The organism is Clostridium oryzae, from assembly GCF_002029235.1.
Taxonomy (GTDB): Bacteria; Bacillota; Clostridia; order Clostridiales; family Clostridiaceae; genus Clostridium_AE; species Clostridium_AE oryzae.
This window is the reverse complement of record NZ_MZGV01000033.1, coordinates 1-21,324: the sequence shown is the minus strand read 5'-3', so window position 1 is coordinate 21,324 and position 21,324 is coordinate 1. Positions and strand designations below refer to the sequence as shown.

Sequence of the window (21,324 nt, the reverse complement as noted above, 5' to 3'; positions counted from 1 at the left end):
CATATTTTCTCCTCCTTTATAGAACAATTAATTTACAAATTAATAAATAAAAAGCTCTTATTAATTTTATTAATTTATCTAAATTACATAAATATTATTATAGATTAAATTATAATATATAACAACGTTTTTATCAGTAAAATAAAAATTGACACCATATTTGCCTTATGGTATTATTGATTAGAAAGTGTGAACCTTTAAATTGGTCCGAGAGATCAGTAAGGAAGTCATATAGTTACGTGCTTGTTATATTTTGATAACTATGCCTTCCTTTGTGGAAGGCTTTTTTATTTAACTAGGAACATCACCTTAAGGTGTGCATCCTTTCATTAAATATATGGCTCTTTACCTTTAAATTTAGCCCAGAGAGGTTAAGAAGGAGAGGATTACGTGTTAAAAGGAAGAAGTTTAATTGACCCTATGGATTTTTCAACAGAGGAACTTGACGAAATCTTTGATTTAGCTCATCTTATTAAAAACAATCCAGAAGAGTATTCTCAAATCTGTAAAGGCAGAATACTTGCTACTCTATTTTATGAACCAAGTACCAGAACAAGATTCAGCTTTGAAGCTGCTATGCTTAGACTTGGTGGAAATGTAATTGGATTTTCTGAACCAAATTCCAGCTCTGTTTCAAAAGGTGAAAGTATATCTGATACAATAAGAGTTGTATCCTGTTATGCAGATGTTGTAGCAATGAGACATCCTAAAGAAGGTGCTCCTAAAATCGCTGCCATGTATTCTGATATACCGGTGATAAATGCAGGAGACGGAGGGCATCAGCATCCAACTCAGACCCTTACAGATTTGTTTACGATAAAATTAGTCAGAAAAAGCCTATCAAATATTACTATTGGAGTTTGCGGAGATCTTAAATTCGGAAGAACCGTTCATTCTCTTATCAAAGCTATGTCCAGATATGAAAATGTAAAATTCGTTATGATATCCCCAAAGGAACTTAAGGTTCCAGAATATATAATTAATGAAGTTTTAGAAAAGAATAATATACAGTATGAAGAGGCTGAAAAGCTGGAAGATGTAATGGAGAAGCTTGATATTTTGTACATGACTAGAGTGCAGAAAGAGAGATTCTTTAATGAAGAGGATTATATAAGACTTAAAGACAGCTATATATTGGATGCAGAAAAGATGAAGCTGGCAAAGAAAGATATGTTTGTTCTTCATCCACTTCCAAGAGTGAATGAAATAGCCTATGAAGTTGATGATGATCCGAGAGCATATTACTTCAAACAGGCTAAAAACGGTATGTATGTGAGAATGGCATTGATGGCAAAGCAGCTTGGAGTAAGATAGGGGGTAAAATTAATGGTTACTATAAATAGTATAAAGAAAGGTCTTGTTATTGATCATATTGGTGCAGGCCTTGGAATAAAAATATTCAAATATCTTAAGTTGGATGACGCAGAATTTACTGTAGCTCTTATCATGAATGCTCCAAGCTATAAGATAGGGAAAAAAGATATAATAAAGATTGAAAATGAGATACACCTTGATTATAAAGTACTCGGCCTTATAGATCCTAACATAACAATAAATGTAATAGAGAACGAAGTGATAACAAATAAAATAAAGCTTAGTCTTCCGGAGAAGGTTAAGAATGTTATTAAATGCAAGAATCCTAGATGTGTAACTTCGGTGGAAAAGTATATACCGCATATATTTCATCTGGTAAATGAGGAAAAAAGGGAATATAGATGCGAATATTGTGATGATATAGAAAGATTCGAAGAAATATAGATAATTATAAACAGCGGTCGATAGCGTGTGGTTTATCTATAGAAAGGAGCACAGAATAATGAGCCTTTTAATAAGAGGAGCAAGAATTGTAGATTATAGCAGTGATTTCCTTGGAGATGTGTATGTAAATAACGGGATTATAGAAACAATAGGCACAAATTCAAATATTATTGGTGGAGCCGATGAAGTAATAGAAGCTCAGGGTTATGTGCTTATGCCGGCGTTTGTAGATCTTCATGTACATTTTAGAGATCCCGGACTTACCTATAAAGAAGATATAGAAACAGGAAGCAAAGCAGCGGCAGCCGGAGGATATACAACAGTAAATCTTATGGCAAATACAAAACCTGTATGCAGCAGCATGGATACGGTAAATTATGTGTTGAATAAGGCAAAAGAGGTAGGACTAATAGAGGTACATCAATGTGTGTCCATAACTAATGAATTTTCTGGTGATGATTTAAGCCATTTAGATAACATAGATACAAGCATAGTTAGATTCCTTTCTGATGACGGAAAAGGAGTAAAGAGTGATAAAGTAATGTATGATGCTCTAAACAAGGCAAAGAAAATGAATGTAACTATAATATCACATGCGGAGGATCCGGAGTTCAGCTCAAGTGATATGAGACTTGCAGAAAATATGATGACCTTCAGAGATGTTGCTTTAGCAGAGAGCATTGGAGCAAGACTTCATATGGCACATGTCAGCACAAAAGAGGCCATGGAATGTATAGTAAGAGCTAAACAAAAAGGCGCTAAGGTTACCTGTGAAGTTATGCCGCATCATCTGGCTTTGGATAGTGAAACGAAGTATAGAGTTAATCCGCCTACTAGAGAAAAAGAAGATGTAGCCGCACTGATAGAAGCAATCAAGAAGGGTTACGTTGACGCTATAGCTACGGATCATGCGCCTCACAGTGAAGAAGACAAGAAAAAGGGAGCTCCGGGAATAAGCGGAATAGAGACTTCCTTTGGAATTTGTTACAGCACGTTAGTGGATAAGAGCATAATAAGCCTAAGCAAATTATCGGAGCTTATGTCTAAAGGACCAGCGGATATTATGAAACTTAAAAAAGGAAGGATTGAGCCAGGATATCAGGGCGATCTAGTACTTGTTAATCTTGATGATGAATATAAAGTTGACGTTAATGAGTTTAAATCCAAAGGTAAAAATTCACCATTCAATGGATGGACACTTAAGGGAAGAGTGGACTATACAATAAAATTAGGCAAGATTGTTTATAGACGATAACAGTAAAACGGAGGGTTAATTAATGATAATAGATAGATTATATGAGAGCGTAGATAAAAAGGGAGTTGTATGTGTAGGACTTGATACATCACTTGATTATCTGCCAGCTGAATTTTTAAAGAGTTTTGAGAACATAGAGGATGCATTATTTAACTTTAATAAGAGAATCATAGATGCGACTTTTGATGCAGCAGGCTGCTTTAAGGTACAGATAGCTTACTATGAGGCTTATGGTATTGCAGGGCTTATGGCATATAAAAAGACTCTTAAGTATCTTAGAGAGAAAGGTGCTGTTGTAATTGCAGATATAAAAAGAGGAGACATAGCTAAAACTGCAGAGATGTACGCTAAAGCACATTTTACTGGAGACTTCGAAAGCGATTTTGTAACACTTAGTCCGTATATGGGACTTGATAGTATAGAACCATATCTCCCATATATAGATAACGAGGAAAAGGGAGTATTCGTTCTTGTGAGAACCTCCAACAAAGGTGCTGAAGACATTCAGTACATAAAGAGTGAAAACGGAAAGATGATATACGATGAGGTTGCAGATAAACTTTATGTAATGGGAGAAAAGCATATGGGAAACTGCGGCTACAGTTCTATAGGCGGAGTAATGGGTTGTACTCATGTTGAAGAGGGCTTAGAGCTTAGAAAAAGACTTGCAAAGATGTTCTTCCTTATACCTGGTTATGGAGCTCAGGGCGGTAAAGCTGAGGATGTAGCTTTATATTTAAAGGATGGAAACGGCGGAGTTGTAAATTCTTCAAGGGGAATACTTCTTGCATATAGAAAGCAGGAAAACGGTGAGAAGCATTTTGATGAGTGCGCAGCAGCTGAGACAGTAAGAATGAGAGATGAAATAGCAGCAGCAGTTAAGAAGCTTAATGCATAAAGATATACATTATATATGGAGGTAATTTTATATGGCACAATGTGAAAAGGCTCGTGTATTGACTAATGAGCAAATAAGCAATGGAATATATAAGCTGCGTGTAGAGAATGACAAGTTTATTGGTGTGAGACCAGGGCAATTTTTCATGCTTAGAGCCTGGAAAAGTGAACCGATATTATGGAGACCAATAAGCATAGCAGAAGTAAAGGAAAATGAGCTTGTATTTATATATGCCAAAGTTGGAAAAGGAACGGAATTTCTTGCTGCACTTGAAACAGGAGATACAATTGAGGTTATGGGAGCGTTGGGAAATGGTTTTGATATAGAAAGTGCTAAGGGTAAAGTTGCTCTTGTATGCGGTGGAATAGGTATAGCTCCAATGCTTGAGCTTAGTAAACACCTAAAAAATAAACCTGATTTATATGCAGGTTTTAGAGAAGATGTATATCTTGTTGATGATATGAAGGAATATGTAAATGAAATAAATCTTGCTGTGGAGAGCGGAAAAGTTGGACACAAAGGATATGTTACAGAAATTTTTGACGCAGAAAAATATGATACAGTTCTTTGCTGCGGACCTGAGATAATGATGTTTAAGGTAGTGGATATGTGCAGAAAAGCTGGAACTAAGATTTACGTCTCAATGGAGAAACATATGGCCTGCGGAATAGGTGCATGTCTTGTATGTACTTGCAAGACTAAGGGCGGAAATAAGAGAACCTGCAAAGACGGTCCGGTGTTTGACGGCGACGAAATAGTTATAGATTGAGGTGAGCTGTATGATTAAAGTAAATATTTGCGGAGTAGAACTTAAAAATCCTGTTATAGCGGCATCAGGAACCTTTGGCTTTGGGAGAGAGTATGCGGACTTTTTCGATGTATCAAAGCTTGGTGGTATATGTACAAAGGGATTGACGTTAAATAGGAAAGAAGGAAATGACGGCATAAGAGTTGTAGAGACTAGGGGCGGAATGTTAAACAGCGTGGGCCTTCAGAATCCAGGTGTGGAAGCCTTTATAAAGAATGAACTTCCTCATATGAAACAGCTTAATACAGCCATTATAGCTAATGTGGGCGGATCAGAAATAAAAGATTATGTAGAAGCTGTTGAGAGATTTAACTCTGAAGCTGTGCAAATGATTGAACTTAATATATCATGTCCCAATGTAAAATGCGGAGGAATGGCTTTTGGTATTAAAGGTGAAACTGCTTATGAGATAGTAAGTGAAGTAAGAAAAAGCTGTAAGAAACCTCTTATAGTTAAGCTTTCTCCAAACGCAGAGGATATAGTTGATATGGCAGAGCAATGTGTTAAGGCAGGAGCTGATGGGTTGTCTCTGATTAATACATTAAAAGGAATGGCTATAGATGTTAGAAAAAGAAAGCCTGTGTTTGGAAATATATTTGCAGGATTTTCAGGGCCTGCGGTTAAGCCAGTTGCTTTAAGAATGGTATATGAAGTATGTAAGGCGGTAGATGTGCCTGTAATTGGACTTGGCGGAATCATGAATGGAACTGATGCACTAGAGTTTATTATGGCAGGTGCTTCTGCAGTACAGGTTGGAACAGCAAACTTTATTAAGCCTGACATATGCATGGACATCATAAACGAGATGCAAGAGTTTATGGACAGAGAAGGAATAAGGGACATAAACGAGATAAGAGGAGCAGCAATAATTTAGAATTAGGAATGCTGAAGAGTAAAGAGTAGAGAGAAAAGAGAAAAGTGAAGGTAGGAATTCAGCTGCACTGAATTCCTATGAATCAATTTTGATTCTCTTTGAGAATTTATTTATTTTGCCAATTGTGGATAACTTTTAATTAATATCAAGATACACCACTAAATAGGAAAAAAGGTGGTTGCTAAATAAAAAAACGGTACAGCATGTTTACGAAGAAGTTAAAAAGAAACAGTAATATATTTTGAAGTTAGTGCATAAAATTTGTGCTACAAGTGCTTAATGAACGGATCAATCTCCGTAGTGCCACAACATTTCCTTTTTTACTGACCTGTCATTATCTTTTTAAATTCATAAGTATCAACAATCTCTTCAATAAGTTTTGGAGTTTCCGGTTTTTCTGGGTGCGGCTGCATCTGCAATTCATACCATTTAACGTCATGCCATTGTCCGAATTTATATCCAACATCCTTGCATAGTCCCATCGTTGTAAAACCAAAGTTTTTATGTATCCCTTCACTTTTATCATTTGGCATTGTTATTAATGAATATGCATTGCAATATCCTTGTAGTTTAAGTATTTCAATCAAAGCTTTATATAAAGTACGGCCAATATGCCTTCCGTGATATTCTGGTTTTATGTATATTGAAAAGTTCACGGACCAGTCATAAGCTGCACGCACATGAAATGGGGAAGCATAGGCGTATCCGGCAATCTTTCCATCGACTTCATATACAAGCCATGGGTATTTTGCTTGAATGTTTCTCATCCTGTCTTTAAATTCTTCAACAGTAGGCACATCGTATTCAAAAGTTATAACAGTATCTGTAATAAAAGGAGCATATATATTCAGTATTTCTGTACAGTCATCTAAAGTTGCAAGTCTTAAGTTTTTGCTATTGTTCATGATTAATCCCGCCTATCTTTATGTTTATAGTTTAAATTTTATATTTAATTTCTCATTATGTAAAGAACAAACACCTTAGCCATATTGACTTTTAGGCATATATATGATAATGTTATGTATAAATATAAGCTAAAAGTGAATAAATATTCAATGCTTTGAAAGAGGTGCGATAATGGACGGTATTATTTATCTGGAGGATGGAACGATTTATAAGGGCAAAGGTTTTGGCAAAAGAGGAGTTTCCAGTGGAGAACTGGTTTTTAATACATCAATCACAGGCTATGAGGAGATATTAACTGATCCGTCTTATGCTGGACAGGTAATAACTATGACTTATCCGCTCATAGGAAATTACGGTGTAAATAGTTTTGAAAAAGAGTCTTCAGATGTGTATGCCAGAGGATTTATAGTAAAGAGGGCTTGCAATAATCCCTCAAACTATTTAAGTGAAGATAGTATTGATGAAATGTTAAAGAAAATGGGAGTAGTCGGAGTATGCGATTTAGATACAAGAAGCATCACGAGAAAAATTAGGACAGGCGGAGCTCTTAAATGTGTTATAGCAAATGAAGAGATTAGTGAGAATGATATAAAACAGATAATAGAGAGAGAAAAAGACAAAACTGATTTTTATATGGACGAAGTAAGTACAAAAGGTATACTTCATATTCCAGGTGACGGACCTAAAATCGCAGTTATGGATTTCGGAGTTAAGAACAATATAATAAGAAACCTTAGAAAAAGGGGCTGTGCTGTGACTATATTTCCTTATAATACAAATCTAGAACAGGTAATGGAAATAAAGCCAGATGGAGTTTTGCTCAGTAATGGCCCTGGAGATCCCCAAACGGTTACTTCTGGAATAGAATTCACAAAGAAAATTATCAATTTAGTACCTACTTTTGGAATATGTCTTGGACATCAGATTCTTGCACTTGCATTAGGGGGAGATACCTATAAGATGAAGTTTGGTCATAGGGGCGGCAATCACGGAATATACGATATTGAAAAAGATAGAGCTTATATAACCTCACAGAATCATGGTTATGCAGTTAAACCTGAAGGACTTGAAGATAAAGGAATAATAGTAACTCATAGGAATCTTAATGATGATACTGTTGAGGGGATAAGACATAAAGAGCTGCCTGTATTTTCAGTACAATTTCATCCAGAGGGAGCGGCAGGACCTACTGATACAGATTATTTGTTTGATAAGTTTATTTCACTTTCTAAATCAGTATAGACATAAAATGAGGGGGTAATTTTTTTATGCCATTAGACAAAACGTTAAAGAAGGTTATAATCATAGGTTCAGGTCCAATAATTATAGGTCAGGCAGCTGAATTTGATTATTCTGGTACTCAGGCCTGCAAAGCTATTAGAGAAGAAGGAATAGAGACAGTATTAATAAACAGCAACCCAGCTACGATAATGACCGATATGGATATTGCAGATAAGGTATATATAGAACCTTTAGCTGTGGATAGCATTGAAGAGATAATAAAAAAGGAGAAACCAGATGGCGTTCTTGCAGGATTTGGAGGACAAACTGCCTTGAATCTTGCTATAGACTTAGAACAGCAGGGAATACTAAAGAAATATAATGTAAAACTTCTTGGTATAAACAGTGAATCTATAAAGAAGGCCGAAGATAGAGAAGCCTTTAAGGAACTAATGCTTCAAATAAATCAACCTGTGCCTATGAGTATTATAGCTACTGAACTTAAACAATGTACAGATTTTGTGAATGAGTACGGGTTTCCGGTAATAATAAGACCAGCTTATACATTAGGTGGTACAGGTGGTGGAATTGCTGAAAACATGGAGGAGCTTATAGAAATTTGTTCTAGAGGAATTGAGATGAGTCCAATAGGACAGATATTGCTTGAACAGAGCGTTGCAGGATGGAAAGAGCTGGAGTATGAAGTTGTAAGGGACGGCAAGGACAACTGTATTATAATATGCAATATGGAAAACATTGATCCTGTTGGAGTTCATACAGGAGACAGCATAGTTGTTGCACCATCCCAGACACTGCGCGATAAGGAATATCAGATGCTTAGAAAGGCTTCTATAGATATAATAAGAAGCCTCAAAATTCAGGGAGGCTGTAACGTTCAGTTTGCACTTGATCCTAACAGCAGTAAATATATAGTTATAGAGGTTAATCCAAGGGTAAGTCGTTCAAGTGCCCTTGCATCGAAAGCTACAGGTTACCCTATAGCAAAAATTGCAGCCAAAATAGCTATAGGTTATAGCCTTGATGAACTTAAAAATTCCGTAACTCAAGTTTCCAGTGCTTGCTTTGAGCCAACTTTGGATTATGTTGTTGTAAAGATACCCAAGTGGCCATTTGATAAATTCAGGGGTTCTGAAAGAACCTTGGGAACTCAAATGAAAGCTACTGGAGAGGTTATGGCTATAAGCCGTACCTTTGAAAGTGCTCTTTTAAAGGCAGTAAGTTCAGTAGAAGGTATGCCTAAAGGATTAAGATCCAACGAACTTTCGGAGCTTAAGGAACAACAGTTAATTGAAAAAATAAAACTTCAGGATGATGAACGAATATTTGCTATAGCAGAAGGGTTGAGACGAGGAGTCAGTGAACAGGAATTATTTCATATAACTAAGATAGATCCATGGTTTATTAATGGAATTAAAACTATAGTTGATATGGAAAATAGTTTAAAAGAAAATCCAAAGGATAGAGAAACAATTTTCAAGGCTCAGATGATGGGCTTTACGGACGGCGAGATATGTGAGTTGACAGACCTGACGGAGGGGCTTTTAAAGGATATCAGGGAAAAAGAAAATATGTATCCTGTATATAAGATGGTTGATACCTGCAGTGGTGAATTCGAAGCAAAGACTCCTTACTACTATTCCTGCTATGAAACTGAAGATGAATCAGTAGTTTCTCCAAATAAAAAAATTGTAGTTATAGGTTCAGGCCCAATAAGGATAGGACAGGGAATAGAGTTTGATTATTGCTGCGTTCATGGTGTATGGGGAATTAAAAAATTAGGCTATGAGTCTGTTATAATTAACAATAACCCTGAAACTGTGAGTACAGACTTTGATACTTCTGATAAGCTTTATTTTGAGCCGCTGTATATTGATGATGTTATGAATATAATAGAAAAGGAAAAGCCTGAAGGAGTAATTGTACAATTTGGAGGTCAAACGGCACTTAATTTGTCTGAAAAATTATACAAGCGAGGAGTTAAGATATTAGGAACTGGTTTCAATGCTATTGATCTGGCTGAGGATAGAGAAAAATTCAGGGAGCTGTTAGAAGAACTTCAGATACCAGGGCCTAGAGGTATAGCAGTATATAGTGTAGAAAATGCTAAGGATCAAGCTGCTGTGCTTGGTTATCCAGTGGTAGTAAGACCGTCTTATGTAATAGGCGGGAGAGCTATGGAGGTAGTGTATGATAATAAGGGGTTAGAAACCTATATGAAGGAAGCATTGAGTCTTAAAAATGGTCATACAATTCTTATGGACAAATATATAAGAGGTACTGAAATAGAGGTAGACGCTATAAGCGACGGTGAGGATATACTTATGCCGGGGATAATGGAGCATATAGAGAGAACAGGAGTACATTCAGGAGATAGCATTACGGTATATCCATATATAACATTAAGCGAACAGGTTGTAGAAAAACTTAAAGAATATACTCTGAAAATATCACAGGCTCTTAGTGTTGTTGGACTTGTAAATATACAGTATGTTTATGACGGAAAGGATGTCTATGTTATTGAAGTAAACCCTAGAGCTTCTAGAACTGTGCCTATACTAAGTAAGGTTACAGATACTCCGATGGTGGACATAGCTGTTGAACTGATGCTTGGTAAAAAACTTAAGGAACTTGGTTATGGTACAGGACTTAAAAAGAACAATAATTTTTACGCTGTTAAAGCACCTATATTCTCCGGCGAAAAACTTACAGATGCCGATACTTATTTAGGGCCTGAAATGAAATCTACAGGAGAAGTACTTGGAATAGATAAAGATTTAGATAAGGCTATCTATAAAGCTTTTAAGGCATCGGGAATAAAAATATTTACAGAAGGAAGCATTTATGTATCTTTAAAAGATGTTGATAAGCAGGAAGGCAGCGAGGTTATAAAGGAATATTTGAATTTAGGCTATAAAATTTATGCATCTGCAGGAACTTATGAATATTTTGTTAAAAGTAATATTGAATGCACAAAACTAGATTTTGATGAAGCATGTAAATATATTGCACAGGGAAAGATTAACATGGTGTTTAATACTCCAACGAGGGGTAACGGTATAGGAAGTGAAGGCTTTAATTTAAGAAGAAAAGCGGCAGAACACAGAATACCTACATTTACTTGTATAGATACATTTAAAATATTCATAAGAGCGATAAACGTAAAGAGGAGTAAAGAGATTATTGAATATAATGATTTGAGCTGGTACCTAGCAGAATAAACTAAATATATTGCGAACTAAATGCTGTAGACGGAATAGTTTAAAGAAAGCGCATTAAATAGGTATGAGAGTTAAGAGTAAAGAGAAAAGAGTAGAGAGAAAAGTGAAGGAAGAAATTCTGCTGTGCAGAATTTCTGAGAATTTAAATCTGATTATCTGAGATAACTTTTTAAAAACTAAGACTATACCTAGTATTACAAAAGGACTATTAAAATAATTAGTATTATCTATACAATCAAAATTCAGCATGGCTGAATTTTAACCTTCACTTTTCTCTTTTCTCTTTACACTTTTCTCTTACTTTGGTTCGCATTTTATTTAGCAAGTTTACTTCTGATATTTTAATGACTCACATTTCACAAGTTGTACGTATATAATTTAAGAATAGATTAGTAACTGATGCAAGTCTTATTGTATCAGTTATTTTATGCGTTGATGTAATTGCTTGTGGGAAAAAATGTATATGTTTCTGCGAAAAAAATTAATTTTTTAGGTTATTACTTTTCATGCATACTGTATTTATTTTTATTAAATGATATAATATATTATGGAAATTGTGGGAACGTTATATAAGTAAGTGTACGTTAGTCTGTTAGGAGGAAGTGAACTTGAGCAAGCCAAGCATATTTAGTAAAGATTATGATAGAAAAATGAAAAATAGGAAAAGGTTACAGATCATCACGATAATAGTTCTAGTTATAGGCATATTAGTGATGTTAACGAGGGCATATGTGCAAAATTGGCTTAAGGTTAATGCTGATAAATTAACTAACAATCAGAAGCAGTATGTTAATGATACCAACACAAATACAAAGAAAACAAAGAGTGATGAAACTCAAAAAGACGCAGAAAACAAAAAAGAAGAGGAGCAGAAACCTACAGAGAATAAAAGCACAATTAATGTTAAATTTCCCGATGGCAAGACTGTAAAAGTAGATTGTATCGATAATGGAGAAACTAAAAAAATTAGTTCAGTTGTGTCTGGAGGTAGTGATAAAATCAGTTTTAATATAAGTAAAAGTGCTGATGAAGCTGTCATATTAGATGATAAACAGAATATGTACGTTGTAGATCTTACTGGAAAAGTTACTGCTATAACTAAAGATAAATATATAAGTACAAGAGGAAGTGTTATTGTAAAGGATTCTTACCTTTCAATGAAGCCTAATTTTATCTGGCATTCTAATCCTAGATTTATAAGTGATGGTAAGGTAGCCTATGTAACCCAAATGCCATGGTTTAGAACTACTCAATATGTATATACTGTAGATATAAAAACTAATAGTCATGTAAGGATTCCTATGGTTCAGGGAAATAAAATAACCTTTGGAAAATTGACGAAGAAGGGACTTGAAATGACTGTAGATGGAAACGAAGAATATATCAGCTCTAAAGGAACAATAGTAAAGTAAATAAAATTTGAAAATCTATTTGAAATAAAATTTCGAAATGTGTTATAATGATTTAGTTACTTGTGTAGAATGAAAAAGGTTGTATTTAATTTAGGAGGAAATGCGATGAACGTTAAGTGTGACAAAATCGAAAAAAATACCGTAAAGCTTGAAATAACAGTTGAAGCTTCAAAATTTAATGAAGCTTTGAAAAAGGCTTATGTTAAAAATGTTAAGAAGTTTAACATACCTGGTTTTAGAAAGGGCAAAGCTCCAATGAACATTGTTAAAAAGATGTATGGAGAAGGTGTTTTCTACGAAGATGCCGTTAATATATGCTGTGATGAAACATATCCACAGGCACTTGCAGACAATAATATAGTGCCAGTAGATTATCCACAATTAGACATAGTGGAAATTGGAGAAAATAAGGATTTAATATATACAGCAACTGTAACTATTATGCCAGAAGTTGAACTTGGAGAATATAAGAACATAGAAGTTAAAAAAATCGAATATCCTGTTACTGACGAGGATGTACTTAATCAACTTAAGGCTTCACAGGAAAAGAATGCAAGGATTGAAACAAAAGCTGAAGGAACTGTAGAAAAAGGAAACATTGCAGTTATAGATTTCAAAGGATATGTTGATGAAAAAGCATTTGAAGGCGGAGAAGGAAAAGATTATTCTCTTGAAATAGGATCAGGAAGCTTTATTGATACATTTGAGGATCAGCTTATAGGAGTGGCAAAGGGAGAAACAAAGGAAGTTAATGTTACTTTCCCTGAAAACTATGGAAGAGAAGATCTTAACGGTAAAGCTGCTAAGTTTGAAGTTACTGTAAATGAAATAAAAGTTAAGGAACTTCCTAAACTAGATGATGAATTTGCAAAAGATACTTCAGAATTTGATACGCTTGAAGAATTAAAGGCAGACATCAAAGCCAAAATGCAGGAAGCAAATGAAGCAAAAGAAAAGAGAGAACTTGAAGAAAGTGTTATAAATGCTGTTTGTGATAACGCTAAAATTGATATTCCTGATGTTATGGTTGAAAAGGAAATTGATAACATGCTTAAGGATCTTGAAATGAGACTTAAGTATCAGGGAATAGACTTGCCTTCATATTATAAATATACTAATACAACAGAAGCAGGCATGAGAGACTATATGAAGGAATCAGCAGAAAAGAAAATAAAGACTGATTTAGTTATTGCTGAAATAGCTAAGAAGGAAGAAATAACTGCAGAAGAAGCAGAAGTTAAAGCAAAAGCAGAAGAATTGGCAAAACAGTATGGAGAAAAGGACATAGAGAAAACAGTGGATTTATTACTTAAAGTTCAAGGTGAATACATCAAAAACGATGTTGTTAACGAAAAAGTAATAAAATTGTTAGTTGACAATTCTAAAATAGTTGCTTAATATTGAGATAAGATATTTGCCAGAGATATATTTTCTGGCAATTACTTTTACAAAATTAAGTCAAAATAAATCAATTTGCATATACTAAATAAAGATATTTTATATGAAATGATTGTATGAGGAGGGAATTTCATGAGAAATAGTTTAGTACCTGTTGTTGTTGAACAAACTAATAGGGGTGAAAGATCTTACGATATCTATTCGAGACTGCTTAAAGACAGAATAATTATGCTAAGTGAAGAAGTTAATGATGTAACTGCTAGTCTTGTAGTAGCACAATTACTATTTTTGGAAAGTGAAGACCCAGATAAAGATATATATCTTTACATAAATAGCCCAGGAGGATCTATAACTTCCGGAATGGCTATATATGATACTATGCAGTATGTAAAATGTGATGTAAGTACTATATGCATAGGAATGGCAGCTTCTATGGGAGCATTCCTGCTTACTGCAGGCGCTAAAGGAAAGAGGTTTGCTCTTCCTAATAGTGAAATAATGATTCACCAGCCTCTTGGAGGTTTCCAAGGTCAAGCTACAGATATAGATATTCATGCTAAAAGAATAATCAGCATAAAGAAGAAATTGAACAAAATCATGAGTGAAAGATCTGGTCAGCCATTGGAAAAAGTGGAGAAGGATGTTGAAAGAGACCATTTCTTAAGTGCAGAAGAGGCTAAGGAATATGGCCTTATTGATGAAGTTATAGAAAAGCATAAAATATAGTACAATTGTCAATATTATATATTGGGTTAAGTGTAGTTATGGGAATTTAATAGTACTGTTGTTTACAGTATTTATTGCAGGTTATTGGTTAAACAAACCCTTAGCGAGGTGTAATGATGGTAAAATATGATGATAAAAAGCAACTTAAATGTTCCTTTTGTGGAAAGAGTCAAGATCAGGTGAGAAGGTTAATAGCAGGACCAGGTGTGTATATTTGTGATGAATGTATAGAACTTTGTTCTGAGATTATAGCTGACGAATTTGAGGATAATGTTCAGTTGGATGTGAATACGCTGCCTAAACCTTTAGATATAAAAAATTACTTAGATCAGTATGTAATCGGCCAAGATAGAGCTAAAAGGTCTCTAGCTGTAGCTGTATACAATCACTACAAAAGGATAAATAGCAATCTTAATGATTCTGAAGTAGAACTGCAGAAAAGTAATATTTTACTTTTAGGTCCTACAGGAGTAGGAAAAACTTTGCTAGCACAAACCTTAGCTAAGTTTTTAAATGTTCCTTTTGCAATAGCAGATGCTACTACACTTACAGAAGCAGGTTATGTAGGTGAAGATGTAGAGAATATATTGCTTAAGTTGATTCAAAATGCAGACTATGATATAGAGAGAGCCGAAAAGGGTATAATCTATATTGATGAAATTGATAAGATAGCTAGAAAATCAGAAAATCCATCCATCACTAGAGATGTATCTGGTGAAGGAGTTCAACAAGCACTTTTGAAAATACTTGAAGGCACAGTAGCTTCTGTACCTCCTCAAGGAGGCAGAAAGCATCCTCATCAAGAGTTTATTCAGATAAATACTACTAATATACTATTTATCTGCGGCGGTGCTTTTGATGGAATAGATAAGATCATTGAGAAAAGAACAAGAGTTAGTTCTATGGGTTTTGGAGCAAGCATTCAATCTAAAAATGAGAAAGATATTGGAAAACTACTCAAGGAAGTTATGCCTGGCGATTTACTAAAATTTGGTCTTATACCAGAGTTTGTAGGAAGATTACCTATAGTTGTAACACTTGATGCGTTGGATAGAGGAGCATTGGTTAATATTCTTCAAGAACCTAAAAATGCTTTAGTTAAACAGTACAAGAAATTATTTGAGATGGATGACGTGGAACTCGAATTTCTGCCTGAGGCGTTAGAAGCTATCGCTGATGAAGCTCTTAAGAGGAACACAGGAGCAAGAGGACTTAGAGCCATAATAGAGGAAATGATGAATGGTATAATGTTTGATATACCTTCAAATGAAGAGATAGTTAAAGTTGTAATAAATAAGGATACACTGGTATCAAAGACACCGGAATTGATTATAACTGAAGGACAAAAGAGGCTTCCAATGAAGTCTAAAAAGTCTAAGAATAGAAAAGGTATAGAAACGGCTTAAAAACAAATAAGCATGAAAAGATTTGCCATTTGTAACAACTTTATGGCAAATCTTTTTTTTCAAAAAATAAATTGGACTGAATACCACTAACTAAATTGGTTAAGAATAGAGATGATATCTAAAGAATGGAGGAAAGGAATAATTTTGATTATTCCTTATTAAAATTATGGCAAGTTTAGTTATGGTTATTCAACTTTTTTTTACTATTGTTATAGGTTTATATTTTTGGAATGCATTGAAAACACAACAGAATAGTAGGAGCTTAATTACTGGAGATAATAAAAAGGAAATGGAGAAGCTAAAAAAAATGAGAGAGGTTAAACTTACGAAACCACTTTCAGAATTGAGCAGACCTAATGATTTTAGCGAGATAATAGGTCAGGAGGATGGTATTAAAGCATTAAAGGCAGCATTGTGCGGAAGTAATCCTCAACATGTAATAATATATGGCCCTCCAGGAGTTGGTAAAACTGCAGCAGCGAGACTTGTACTAGAATATACTAAATTTCAAAACGATTCCCCATTTGGCAGAAATGCCAAATTTGTTGAAATTGATGCTACAACACTAAGATTTGATGATAGAGGAATAGCAGATCCTCTTATTGGTTCAGTACATGATCCTATATATCAAGGAGCGGGTGCCCTTGGAGTGGCAGGAGTACCTCAGCCAAGACCAGGAGCTGTAACCAAAGCCCATGGCGGAATCCTATTTTTGGATGAGATTGGTGAATTACATCCAATAGAGTTAAATAAATTGCTTAAGGTATTGGAAGATAGGAAAGTATTTTTAGACAGCGCATATTATAATTCAGATGACAGCAATATACCAACCTATATAAAAGATATATTTGAAAATGGTCTGCCTGCTGATTTTAGACTAATTGGAGCCACCACTAGAAGACCAGAGGAAATATCACCTGCTATAAGAAGCAGATGTGTAGAAATTTTCTTTACAGCTTTAAATAGCAGCGAGATCTGTGAAATAGCAGAAAAAGCTGTTCTCAAGATAGGAAGAAATATTACTAAGGATGCATGTAAGCTTATTGGTATGTACTGTAGTAATGCAAGGGAAGCAATAAACTTAGTTCAACTGGCCACAGGTGTAGCATTGCAGGATAAACGATATGAACTAAATGCAGAGGACATAAAGTGGGTATTAGATGTAGGAAGATACATTCCAAGATATGAAAAGAGTATAAGGGAAAATCCTCTAGTAGGCTATGTAAATGGTGTAGCGGTAATAGATGGAGATAATGGCACTATATTAGAAATTGAAGCTTCTGCTGTAATTCGAAAATTTGGTAAAGGATCCGTTAAGATTACAGGAATTATAGAAGAAGAGACCATAGAAGTAAATAATAAAAAAATAAGAAGAAAAAGCACTGCTCTATGCTCTGTACAAAATGTACTTACGGTGTTAAAAAATAGATTGAATATTGATTGTGATAAGTATGATATACATATTAATTTCGCTGAAAGTGTGCCGGTAGATGGACCTTCCGCAGGTACAGCGATACTTTGTTCGGTATATAGTGCTATAATGAAGTTAGAAGTAAGCAATGTATTAGCTATGACTGGCGAGGTATCACTTCAGGGTTATGTAAAACCGGTTGGTGGAGTACCAATTAAAATTAAGGCAGCAAAGCAAGCAGGTGTAAAAAAGATTATAATTCCTTCGGAAAATTGGCAAGATAGTTTTAGCAATATTAGTGACATAGAAATAGTGACAGTAAGTAACATAGATCAACTAATTGATGAAGTTTTTCTAAGAAAGAGTTTGACTGACAATTCATCAGATAATAATGAAGATGAAGTATCAGTAATTGCGTCTAAAGGTGAAACAGCATAGATTGATTAATCTTATATGAATAAATTCGGATATATATATACAATGTTTAATTTATACTATTGACTAACTAATAAATTTAATATTAAATAGTTATAGACAGCCAATCTTGGATATTAATTTATGAGCAGTGGATAATTGGCTATGATGAATAATATTTATTTTAGATAGTATGTATAGTTTAACAGCTAATAACACATAGAAAAAATATAGCGACTAAATATTTATAGGTTGAAAATTCGTATTTCAATTTGTTAAGCTTACTAGCTATCTGATATGCACTTAGAATTTATGACGAAATGAAAGTGAGGGTTAAGAATGGAAAAAGAGTTTAAGGAACTTCCACTTATTCCATTGAGAGGGATAACTATATTTCCTTATATGGTTCTACACTTTGATGTTGGAAGACAGAAATCCATTTTAGCTTTAGAGGAAGCTATGTTAAATGGACAGGAAATATATTTAGTTACTCAAAAAGATGCAAGGATGGAAGAACCAGAACCAGAAGATATATTTACAATAGGAACTGTATGCAATATAAAGCAATTATTAAAATTGCCAGGAGATACAGTAAGAGTATTGGTAGAAGGAGTTAAGAGAGCAAAACTAAGTAGCTATATACAGCAGGATCCTTTTTATAAAGTAAACGTAGAAATCATTGATGAAGTTGATAGTATCCCAAATAAAAAATGTGAGGCGCTGATAAGAACAGTCAAAGACAGTTTTGACGAATACATAAAACTTACTGGTACTATGCCTGCAGATATATTGCTTACTTTAGATGATATAGAAAGTCCAGGAAGATTAGCAGATATAGTGTCTTCTTATCTTGTGCTTAGACAAGATAAAAAGCAGGAGTTATTAGAGGCTTATGAAATAGATAAACGACTTGATAAATTATTGATATTAATGAAAAATGAGATAGAAATATTAAAAATAGAGAAAAAGATAGGCGTGCGTGTTAAAAACAAAATTGACAAAGTGCAAAAGGACTACTATTTAAGAGAACAATTGAAGGCTATACAGGAAGAGCTTGGAGAAGACGACGAAGACAAAAAAGAAGTAAATAGATATAAAAGTAGGATTAATAAAGCAAAGCTGCCTAAATACGTTAAAGAAAAGGCACTTTATGAGCTAGAGAGATTAAAAGGTACAGGAGGGTATTCTGCTGAAGGTAATGTTATAAAAACTTATTTGGATTGGATTATAGATTTGCCTTGGAATAATCAGACAGAAGATAACTATGATATAAAGAAGGCAAGAAAGATATTAGATGATGAACATTATGGGTTAAAAGATGTAAAGGACAGAATTGTAGAATATCTTGCAGTTAAAAAGATGAATGAGTCACTTAAAGGACCTATTCTATGTTTAGTAGGACCTCCAGGGGTCGGAAAAACTTCAATTGCACGTTCAGTAGCTAAAGCATTGAATAGAAATTTTGTCAGAATGTCATTAGGTGGATTGAGAGATGAAGCTGAAATAAGAGGACATAGAAAAACATATGTAGGAGCTATACCTGGCAGAATAATATACGGTATGAAACAGGCAAAATCTAAGAATCCATTATTCCTTCTAGATGAAATAGATAAAATGAGTAATGATTTTAGAGGAGATCCTGCCGATGCATTGTTAGAAGTTTTAGATGCGGAGCAAAATAGCACGTTTAGGGATCATTATCTAGAGTTAGAAATGGATTTGTCCAATGTTATGTTCATAACAACTGCTAACACCTTGGATACTATACCTAGACCACTTCTTGACAGAATGGAAATAATTGAGGTATCAGGATATACTTATGAAGAAAAACTTCACATAGCTAAAAATCATCTTGTTCCAAAACAACTTAAGGAAAATGGAATAAATGATAAATCAATCAAATTTACAGATTCAGGCATAAAGTTAATTATTGATAGTTATACTAGAGAATCTGGAGTTAGAAGTTTGGAAAGAAGAATTGGCTCAGTAATAAGAAAAGCCCTTACTGACATGTTAGAAAATGATAAAAAAACTTGCAGTATAACTGCAAACTTAGTTAAGAAATATCTTGGAAGTGAAATATACACTTACGATAAAATAGATAAAGACGATAAAGTAGGTGTAGTTACAGGAATGGCATGGACAGCGTATGGTGGAGATACTTTACCTGTTGAGGCTTCTATAATGGATGGTAACGGGAAACTTGAACTTACAGGACAACTCGGAGATGTGATGCAGGAATCCGCTAGAGCTGCATTTAGCTATGTAAGAGCTCACGCTTATGAATATGGTATAGACAATGAGTTTTATAAGAACAAGGATATACATATTCATGCACCTGAAGGAGCTGTACCTAAAGATGGACCATCTGCCGGCGTTACAATGGTAACAGCACTTGTATCGGCTCTTTCAGGAAAAAAGGTTAAACATAATGTAGCTATGACAGGGGAGATTACGTTAACTGGCAGAGTACTTCCTATAGGCGGTTTGAAAGAAAAATGTTTAGCAGCACATAGGGTTGGCATTGACACTGTAATAGTTCCTAAGGATAATAAGAGGGATGTTGAAAAAATACCGGAGGCAATAAAGGAAAAACTTAAGTTTTTATTTGCATCTGATATAGATTTTGTACTGAAGAATGCACTCTTGGAGGATACTAATAATGTTAATTAAGCAGTGTGAATTTATTACTTCTGCGGTAAAGCGTACTCAGTATCCTATAGACAATCGACCCGAAATTGCATTTGTAGGTAGATCTAATGTAGGTAAATCTTCTATAATAAATGCTCTTACGATGAGAAAGAACCTGGCTAAGGTTGGAAACACACCAGGAAAGACTAGGTTAATAAATTTCTTTTTAATCAATAATGAATTTTATCTTGTCGACCTTCCTGGTTACGGATATGCTAAAGTTTCGAAGGTCGAAAGAAAAAAGTGGGGAGAAATAATAGAAGAATACCTTACACAAAGGGAGAATCTTAAAAAGGTTGTTCTCTTGGTAGATAGCAGACATAAACCTACTGAGGACGATATATTAATGCTGAATTGGATACGACATTATGGATATAATGTAACTGTAGTTGCTACTAAGATTGATAAACTTACCAAGAATGAGCTAAGGAAAAACGAGTCAATCATTAGAGAGACTCTTAAAATTGACAAAGAGGAATTATATTTCTTTTCTTCAACCACTAGAGTTGATAGAGAAAAACTAGTTGATAATTTATTTGACGATGTATTAGAAACAGTAGAATAGTTTATGAAAACGAGGCAGAAATTTTAGATTTCTGCCTCGTTGTTTTTTTGTTTGAAGTACTGCTGGTGAAGCTGAATAAGTAAAACTATGCAGAAGGTTAGTTAGCATATATAATGCATATGATATGTTTCATAATAATGTTGGTGATTTGTACATGCTGTTACAGTGATGCAGTGAAGCTAGCCGACATAGGGTGTAACCATTTTTTATTCTATAGGAAACTATGTAATTGCAAGGTTGTGGATAAGTGTGTAAAATATAGGTATTATGGTAGATAAGAAAATAACAGTAAAAGAAATATTAGTAGATAAGTATCAGGATTTTAAAAATAAATATTGGAGT

16 protein-coding genes are annotated in these 21,324 nt (G+C 34.3%); 15 read left to right on the top strand and 1 reads right to left on the bottom strand.

Features of this window, described 5'->3' with window-relative positions; genetic code table 11:
* The first annotated feature begins 390 nt into the window (after positions 1–390).
* From pyrB to CLORY_RS14385, 6 genes are read left to right on the top strand one after another with little or no spacing between them, the layout of a single operon-like run.
* A complete protein-coding gene (gene pyrB, locus CLORY_RS14410) occupies positions 391–1,314 on the top strand; it encodes an aspartate carbamoyltransferase (RefSeq protein WP_079425677.1) in 924 nt (307 codons plus the stop codon).
* 12 nt (positions 1,315–1,326) lie between these two features.
* A complete protein-coding gene (locus CLORY_RS14405; RefSeq protein WP_079425675.1) occupies positions 1,327–1,758 on the top strand; it encodes an aspartate carbamoyltransferase regulatory subunit in 432 nt (143 codons plus the stop codon).
* A gap of 58 nt (positions 1,759–1,816) precedes the next feature.
* On the top strand, positions 1,817–3,013 hold the full coding sequence (locus CLORY_RS14400; protein WP_079425673.1) for a dihydroorotase: 1,197 nt from the start codon (positions 1,817–1,819) through the stop codon (positions 3,011–3,013).
* A 22-nt stretch (positions 3,014–3,035) separates the two neighbouring features.
* Positions 3,036–3,911 (top strand): orotidine-5'-phosphate decarboxylase, encoded by an 876-nt coding sequence (gene pyrF, locus CLORY_RS14395; protein WP_079425671.1) that lies wholly within the window; start codon positions 3,036–3,038, stop codon positions 3,909–3,911.
* A 31-nt stretch (positions 3,912–3,942) separates the two neighbouring features.
* Positions 3,943–4,680 (top strand): dihydroorotate dehydrogenase electron transfer subunit, encoded by a 738-nt coding sequence (locus tag CLORY_RS14390; protein WP_079425668.1) that lies wholly within the window; start codon positions 3,943–3,945, stop codon positions 4,678–4,680.
* 10 nt (positions 4,681–4,690) lie between these two features.
* Positions 4,691–5,593 carry a dihydroorotate dehydrogenase gene (locus CLORY_RS14385; RefSeq protein WP_079425666.1) on the top strand — a complete coding sequence of 301 codons (903 nt, stop codon included), beginning with the start codon at positions 4,691–4,693 and terminating at the stop codon, positions 5,591–5,593.
* 320 nt (positions 5,594–5,913) lie between these two features.
* Here CLORY_RS14385 and CLORY_RS14380 read toward each other — a convergent pair whose 3' ends face one another.
* The gene (locus CLORY_RS14380; RefSeq protein WP_079425664.1) at positions 5,914–6,498 is read right to left on the bottom strand and encodes a GNAT family N-acetyltransferase; all 585 of its coding nucleotides are present in this window, start codon (positions 6,496–6,498) and stop codon (positions 5,914–5,916) included.
* A gap of 172 nt (positions 6,499–6,670) precedes the next feature.
* On the opposite strand from CLORY_RS14380, the gene carA reads away from it, so the two are divergent.
* The 9 genes from carA to yihA all read left to right on the top strand — a co-directional run bounded on the left by carA (position 6,671) and on the right by yihA (position 20,982).
* Positions 6,671–7,741 carry a glutamine-hydrolyzing carbamoyl-phosphate synthase small subunit gene (carA, locus tag CLORY_RS14375; protein ID WP_079425662.1) on the top strand — a complete coding sequence of 357 codons (1,071 nt, stop codon included), beginning with the start codon at positions 6,671–6,673 and terminating at the stop codon, positions 7,739–7,741.
* A 26-nt stretch (positions 7,742–7,767) separates the two neighbouring features.
* Entirely contained in the window at positions 7,768–10,959 is a 3,192-nt protein-coding gene (gene carB / locus CLORY_RS14370; protein ID WP_079425660.1) for a carbamoyl-phosphate synthase (glutamine-hydrolyzing) large subunit, read from the top strand.
* 608 nt (positions 10,960–11,567) lie between these two features.
* Positions 11,568–12,371, top strand: coding sequence for a hypothetical protein (locus tag CLORY_RS14365; protein WP_079425658.1), 804 nt, complete (start codon positions 11,568–11,570; stop codon positions 12,369–12,371).
* Positions 12,372–12,476: 105 nt separating this feature from the next.
* The gene (gene tig / locus CLORY_RS14360) at positions 12,477–13,769 is read left to right on the top strand and encodes a trigger factor (RefSeq protein ID WP_079425656.1); all 1,293 of its coding nucleotides are present in this window, start codon (positions 12,477–12,479) and stop codon (positions 13,767–13,769) included.
* A gap of 132 nt (positions 13,770–13,901) precedes the next feature.
* A complete protein-coding gene (clpP, locus tag CLORY_RS14355) occupies positions 13,902–14,495 on the top strand; it encodes an ATP-dependent Clp endopeptidase proteolytic subunit ClpP (RefSeq protein ID WP_079425653.1) in 594 nt (197 codons plus the stop codon).
* Positions 14,496–14,611: 116 nt separating this feature from the next.
* Positions 14,612–15,901 (top strand): ATP-dependent Clp protease ATP-binding subunit ClpX, encoded by a 1,290-nt coding sequence (gene clpX / locus CLORY_RS14350; protein ID WP_079425651.1) that lies wholly within the window; start codon positions 14,612–14,614, stop codon positions 15,899–15,901.
* Positions 15,902–16,067: 166 nt separating this feature from the next.
* Complete coding sequence (lonB, locus tag CLORY_RS14345) at positions 16,068–17,750, top strand: ATP-dependent protease LonB (RefSeq protein ID WP_079425649.1); 1,683 nt, start codon at positions 16,068–16,070, stop codon at positions 17,748–17,750.
* Positions 17,751–18,065: 315 nt separating this feature from the next.
* Positions 18,066–20,399, top strand: a complete 2,334-nt coding sequence (gene lon / locus CLORY_RS14340; protein WP_079425648.1) for an endopeptidase La — start codon at positions 18,066–18,068, stop codon at positions 20,397–20,399.
* The gene (gene yihA, locus CLORY_RS14335; protein WP_079425646.1) at positions 20,389–20,982 is read left to right on the top strand and encodes a ribosome biogenesis GTP-binding protein YihA/YsxC; all 594 of its coding nucleotides are present in this window, start codon (positions 20,389–20,391) and stop codon (positions 20,980–20,982) included. The genes lon and yihA overlap by 11 nt, the downstream gene beginning before the upstream one ends.
* Positions 20,983–21,324: the final 342 nt, after the last annotated feature.

Excerpts from the sequence above, each read along its gene's own strand:
- CLORY_RS14405 (WP_079425675.1), top strand. The coding sequence starts at position 1,327 with ATGGTTACTATAAATAGTATAAAGAAAGGTCTTGTTATTGATCATATT.
- CLORY_RS14400 (WP_079425673.1), top strand. The coding sequence starts at position 1,817 with ATGAGCCTTTTAATAAGAGGAGCAAGAATTGTAGATTATAGCAGTGAT.
- pyrF (WP_079425671.1), top strand. The coding sequence starts at position 3,036 with ATGATAATAGATAGATTATATGAGAGCGTAGATAAAAAGGGAGTTGTA.
- CLORY_RS14390 (WP_079425668.1), top strand. The coding sequence starts at position 3,943 with ATGGCACAATGTGAAAAGGCTCGTGTATTGACTAATGAGCAAATAAGC.
- CLORY_RS14385 (WP_079425666.1), top strand. The coding sequence starts at position 4,691 with ATGATTAAAGTAAATATTTGCGGAGTAGAACTTAAAAATCCTGTTATA.
- CLORY_RS14380 (WP_079425664.1), bottom strand. The coding sequence starts at position 6,498 with ATGAACAATAGCAAAAACTTAAGACTTGCAACTTTAGATGACTGTACA.
- carA (WP_079425662.1), top strand. The coding sequence starts at position 6,671 with ATGGACGGTATTATTTATCTGGAGGATGGAACGATTTATAAGGGCAAA.
- carB (WP_079425660.1), top strand. The coding sequence starts at position 7,768 with ATGCCATTAGACAAAACGTTAAAGAAGGTTATAATCATAGGTTCAGGT.
- tig (WP_079425656.1), top strand. The coding sequence starts at position 12,477 with ATGAACGTTAAGTGTGACAAAATCGAAAAAAATACCGTAAAGCTTGAA.
- clpP (WP_079425653.1), top strand. The coding sequence starts at position 13,902 with ATGAGAAATAGTTTAGTACCTGTTGTTGTTGAACAAACTAATAGGGGT.
- clpX (WP_079425651.1), top strand. The coding sequence starts at position 14,612 with ATGGTAAAATATGATGATAAAAAGCAACTTAAATGTTCCTTTTGTGGA.
- lonB (WP_079425649.1), top strand. The coding sequence starts at position 16,068 with ATGGCAAGTTTAGTTATGGTTATTCAACTTTTTTTTACTATTGTTATA.
- lon (WP_079425648.1), top strand. The coding sequence starts at position 18,066 with ATGGAAAAAGAGTTTAAGGAACTTCCACTTATTCCATTGAGAGGGATA.
- yihA (WP_079425646.1), top strand. The coding sequence starts at position 20,389 with ATGTTAATTAAGCAGTGTGAATTTATTACTTCTGCGGTAAAGCGTACT.